The 3356-nt window shown below is 62.9% G+C and carries 5 protein-coding genes and 1 pseudogene; all 6 read left to right on the top strand.

The window, feature by feature from the left end; all coding sequences use genetic code 11:
• The first annotated feature begins 15 nt into the window (after positions 1–15).
• Positions 16–510, top strand: coding sequence for a DUF2244 domain-containing protein (locus EN964_RS29415; RefSeq protein WP_127267098.1), 495 nt, complete (start codon positions 16–18; stop codon positions 508–510).
• A 124-nt stretch (positions 511–634) separates the two neighbouring features.
• Complete coding sequence (locus EN964_RS29420) at positions 635–1510, top strand: bifunctional helix-turn-helix domain-containing protein/methylated-DNA--[protein]-cysteine S-methyltransferase (RefSeq protein WP_127267099.1); 876 nt, start codon at positions 635–637, stop codon at positions 1508–1510.
• 222 nt (positions 1511–1732) lie between these two features.
• Entirely contained in the window at positions 1733–2203 is a 471-nt protein-coding gene (locus EN964_RS29425; protein WP_127267100.1) for a hypothetical protein, read from the top strand.
• A gap of 21 nt (positions 2204–2224) precedes the next feature.
• Entirely contained in the window at positions 2225–2617 is a 393-nt protein-coding gene (locus EN964_RS29430; RefSeq protein ID WP_127267101.1) for a hypothetical protein, read from the top strand.
• The gene (locus tag EN964_RS29435; RefSeq protein WP_127267102.1) at positions 2584–3096 is read left to right on the top strand and encodes a hypothetical protein; all 513 of its coding nucleotides are present in this window, start codon (positions 2584–2586) and stop codon (positions 3094–3096) included. The genes EN964_RS29430 and EN964_RS29435 overlap by 34 nt, the downstream gene beginning before the upstream one ends.
• Positions 3071–3356, top strand: a pseudogene (locus EN964_RS29440) (hypothetical protein); the annotation flags it as partial. The gene EN964_RS29435 and the pseudogene EN964_RS29440, both read left to right, overlap by 26 nt.

A 3356-nucleotide genomic window follows, 5' to 3' on the forward strand; every position in this document is an offset into this window, starting at 1 on the left:
CTATAATATCCCCTCATGAGCGACACAAACGCCTCGTTTCAGGCCGACGAGCCATTCTTTCAGGCGCTACTCACCCCGCACCGGTCTCTGGGCCGGACAGGCTTCTTCATCCTGATGGGCGCGCTGCTGTTCGGCTGGCTGGTGACAGGCGCGTTTTTCCTGTCGCGCGGCGCCTGGCCGGTGTTCGGCTTCTTCGGCCTCGACGTGGCCGCCGTCTACCTCGCCTTTCGCATCAACTACCGGGCCGCTCGCGCCCGCGAGGAAGTCTCGGTCTCGCGCACCAGCCTCGACATCCGCAAGACCGCACCTTCCGGCAAATCGGAAGCGCATCGCTTCAATCCGTTCTGGGCGCGGTTTTCGGTAGCCCGCCACGCCGAGATCGGCATCACAGGGATGACGGTGGAAGGCCAAGGGCAGAACGTGCCGATCGGATCCTTCCTGGACCCCGATTCCCGCGAGAGCTTTGCCACCGCCTTTTCGCGCGCGCTGGCGACCGCCAAGGCACGCTGAGCCAGCCACGGGCGGCTCCTGGGCTCGAATCCCGTGTCCATCTACGTATGCGGCGTAGGAAGGCAAGTTTCGGGTGGCGATCGACGCCCCGAGGGGCGATATTCCGGCTCAAGGAGACAGTTCCATGAGCACACACACCGCAGTCCTCAAAAAGGACATCACGCCTGAAGGCAGCGACTACGAAATCGTGCGCCGTGCCATCGAGAAGATCAGTCTCGACTATCGCGATCAGCCTTCCCTCGAAGAACTGGCCGAGGAGGTTGGCGAGACGCCGACCGGCCTGCAAAAACTCTTCACCCGCTGGGCCGGCCTGTCGCCCAAAGCCTTCCTGCAGGCGGTGACGCTGGACCATGCGCGCAGGCTGCTCGATTCCGGCATGCCGCTGCTCGAGACCTCGTTCGAACTGGGCATGTCCGGCCCGGGCCGGCTGCATGACCTGTTCGTCACCCATGAGGCGATGTCGCCGGGCGACTACAAGACACGCGGCGCCGGGCTCACCATCCGCTACGGCTTCCATTCCTCGCCGTTCGGCACCGCCCTGATCATGGCCACCGAGCGCGGGCTCGCCGGCCTCGCCTTCAGCGACCCCGGCGAGGAACGCGCCGCCTTCGCCGACATGTCCAGCCGCTGGCCGAACGCCGTCTATGTCGAGGACATGACTGCTACCGGTCCCTATGCCGCCCGTATCTTCGATCCGACGCTGTGGCGCCCCGACCAGCCGCTGCATGTCGTCATGATCGGCACCGACTTCCAGGTTCGCGTCTGGGAGGCGCTGCTCAAGATCCCGATGGGTAAGGCCCGCACCTATTCCTCGATTGCGGCCAGCATCGGCGCACCGTCCGCCAGCCGTGCTGTCGGTGCGGCCAACGGGGCCAATCCGCTCTCTTTCGTGGTGCCTTGTCACCGCGCCATCGGTAAATCAGGCGATCTCACCGGCTATCACTGGGGCCTGACCCGCAAGCGCGCCATTCTGGGCTGGGAAGCCGGGCAGGTATCGTAATATCGATTTTCCTCGATATTGCGAAGGAAAACATGGATATATCGGCCTTCTTAAGTATAAGCGCGATTTAGACTGTGGTTTCCGCCGTTGCAACCCAGGGCAACCTCCGGTCCCCTGCAGTTGTTATTTTGAGCCGTTATTTTAGGTAACTCTAAATTAACCACGATAAAGTGATGATGCCCTCATATTAATCCGGACGATCCGGCTTGATAGGAGGTCCCGATGACATTGTTTCGCGCCGCCTGCGCCGCAGCTCTGCTGGTTGCCAGCCTCGACGAGGCCGCGTTGGCCGCGACGCAGAATGTCATCTTCAATGGCACGATCGCGCCCACCTGCACGCTTGTCGTTGCCACCAACGGCACGATGACGGCCAGCCCCGATCTCCAGTCCCTCAGTTCCCACAACAGCGGCGGCTCGGCTGGGACCGTGACACTGACGACGACCGGAGGTGTGTCGCTCAGCGTCGATCCGGTCACCACCATGACGGTGCCATCGGCAGACAGCACGTCGACGACCTGGACGCCGACCTACTCCGCCACCGGCGCGCATGCCATCGTCGAGACCGGCTCGGCAACCAGCATCACCACCCCCGGCGCCGATCTCGTCTCGGTTCACCTCGCTGGAACCAAAGGCGGCAGCAATCGCTTCGCCAACGGCAATTATCAGGCAACGGTAACGCTGCGCTGCGAATGACGCGTGGCGAAGGAGGGGTCGTTGAAACATGCTCGAATCCTGGCGACGGCATTGGCCATCGGATTGACACCCATTGCCGCCAAGGCCCAATCGATGTCGCCGATGCGTGGCGAGATCAACAGCTTCACCGACGTCTTCGCGGTCCGCATCTTCCCTGCCAATCCCTACGACCGGAAGATCCGGGTCGAAATCCACGTCTACGATCAGGATTTTCAGCCGGTAGATGCCAGAATCTCTCCAAATGTCTTCCAGCTGGCTTCCCAGGCTTCCCGTTCTGTCCTTGTGGTCGTGCCCTTTGACGGCGCGGCCGAGCGTAAAGTGCGTATCTGTACCGAAAGCATCCCCTTTCCCAATCAACAGACGCAGATAAGGGCACAGATATGCGGAAAGTTCTTTGGGCGCCGCAAGTCCTGACACTGGCGCTCGCGGCTGCTTGGGCGGGTGCCTCGCCGGCCGGGGCCGAGGACGTCTACAACCTCAACCAGAATGAGAGCGGCTTCAACCTGCCCGGTGTCACCTTGCCCCAGGGTCAGGACGAGGTCCGTGCCGCGGACGGCACCACATGCCGTTCCGCCGTCTCCGGCTCCGGGGCCTATGTCGATCTCGGCGTTATCAGAGGCAACAGCCAGTCCGACAATGATGTCGCCACTTACGGCCGGGTGGTGATCCCGATCGGGCGTACGCCGAAGCGCGTCGATTGCAGCCGTCTCTATGAGCTTGAGGTCGAGCGCCTGCATCTGGAGCTGAAACTTCTCAAAATGGGCCTCGGCGCCGACGGCCAGACGGCCAGCGTAGCCGCCACCGCTCCCGCAGCCGCATCACCGGGGTGGGCCAACGAAGGCTGGAGCATCAGGACCGGAAATGGCGATGGCAAGAAAAAGAAGAAGCAGTAGCCGCGCGCTGCTTGCGATGGCGGCACTTGCCGGTTCCTGCCTTCCGGCGCAGGCGGCGATCATCGGCACCTGCACCATCATGGTCGGGGCGTCCGGAACGATGAAGGCCAATCCCGCCATCAGCATACTGGGCTCCAAACAGGCAGGCGGATCGAGCGCCAGCGCCACCGTGGTGGCGAGTTCCCTGTTGTGCTCGATACTTAACCTGCTTGACTGCTATTCGGTTTCGGCGCCGGCGCCTGCCGCATTCTCCTCCGCGC

Origin of the sequence: Mesorhizobium sp. M7A.F.Ca.CA.001.10.2.1 (genome assembly GCF_003998575.1) — a bacterium.
GTDB lineage: Bacteria > Pseudomonadota > Alphaproteobacteria > Rhizobiales > Rhizobiaceae > Mesorhizobium.

Bases quoted from the DNA above. Each gene is read 5' to 3' on its own strand.
- EN964_RS29415 (WP_127267098.1), top strand. From the start codon at position 16: ATGAGCGACACAAACGCCTCGTTTCAGGCCGACGAGCCATTCTTTCAG.
- EN964_RS29420 (WP_127267099.1), top strand. From the start codon at position 635: ATGAGCACACACACCGCAGTCCTCAAAAAGGACATCACGCCTGAAGGC.
- EN964_RS29425 (WP_127267100.1), top strand. From the start codon at position 1,733: ATGACATTGTTTCGCGCCGCCTGCGCCGCAGCTCTGCTGGTTGCCAGC.
- EN964_RS29435 (WP_127267102.1), top strand. From the start codon at position 2,584: ATGCGGAAAGTTCTTTGGGCGCCGCAAGTCCTGACACTGGCGCTCGCG.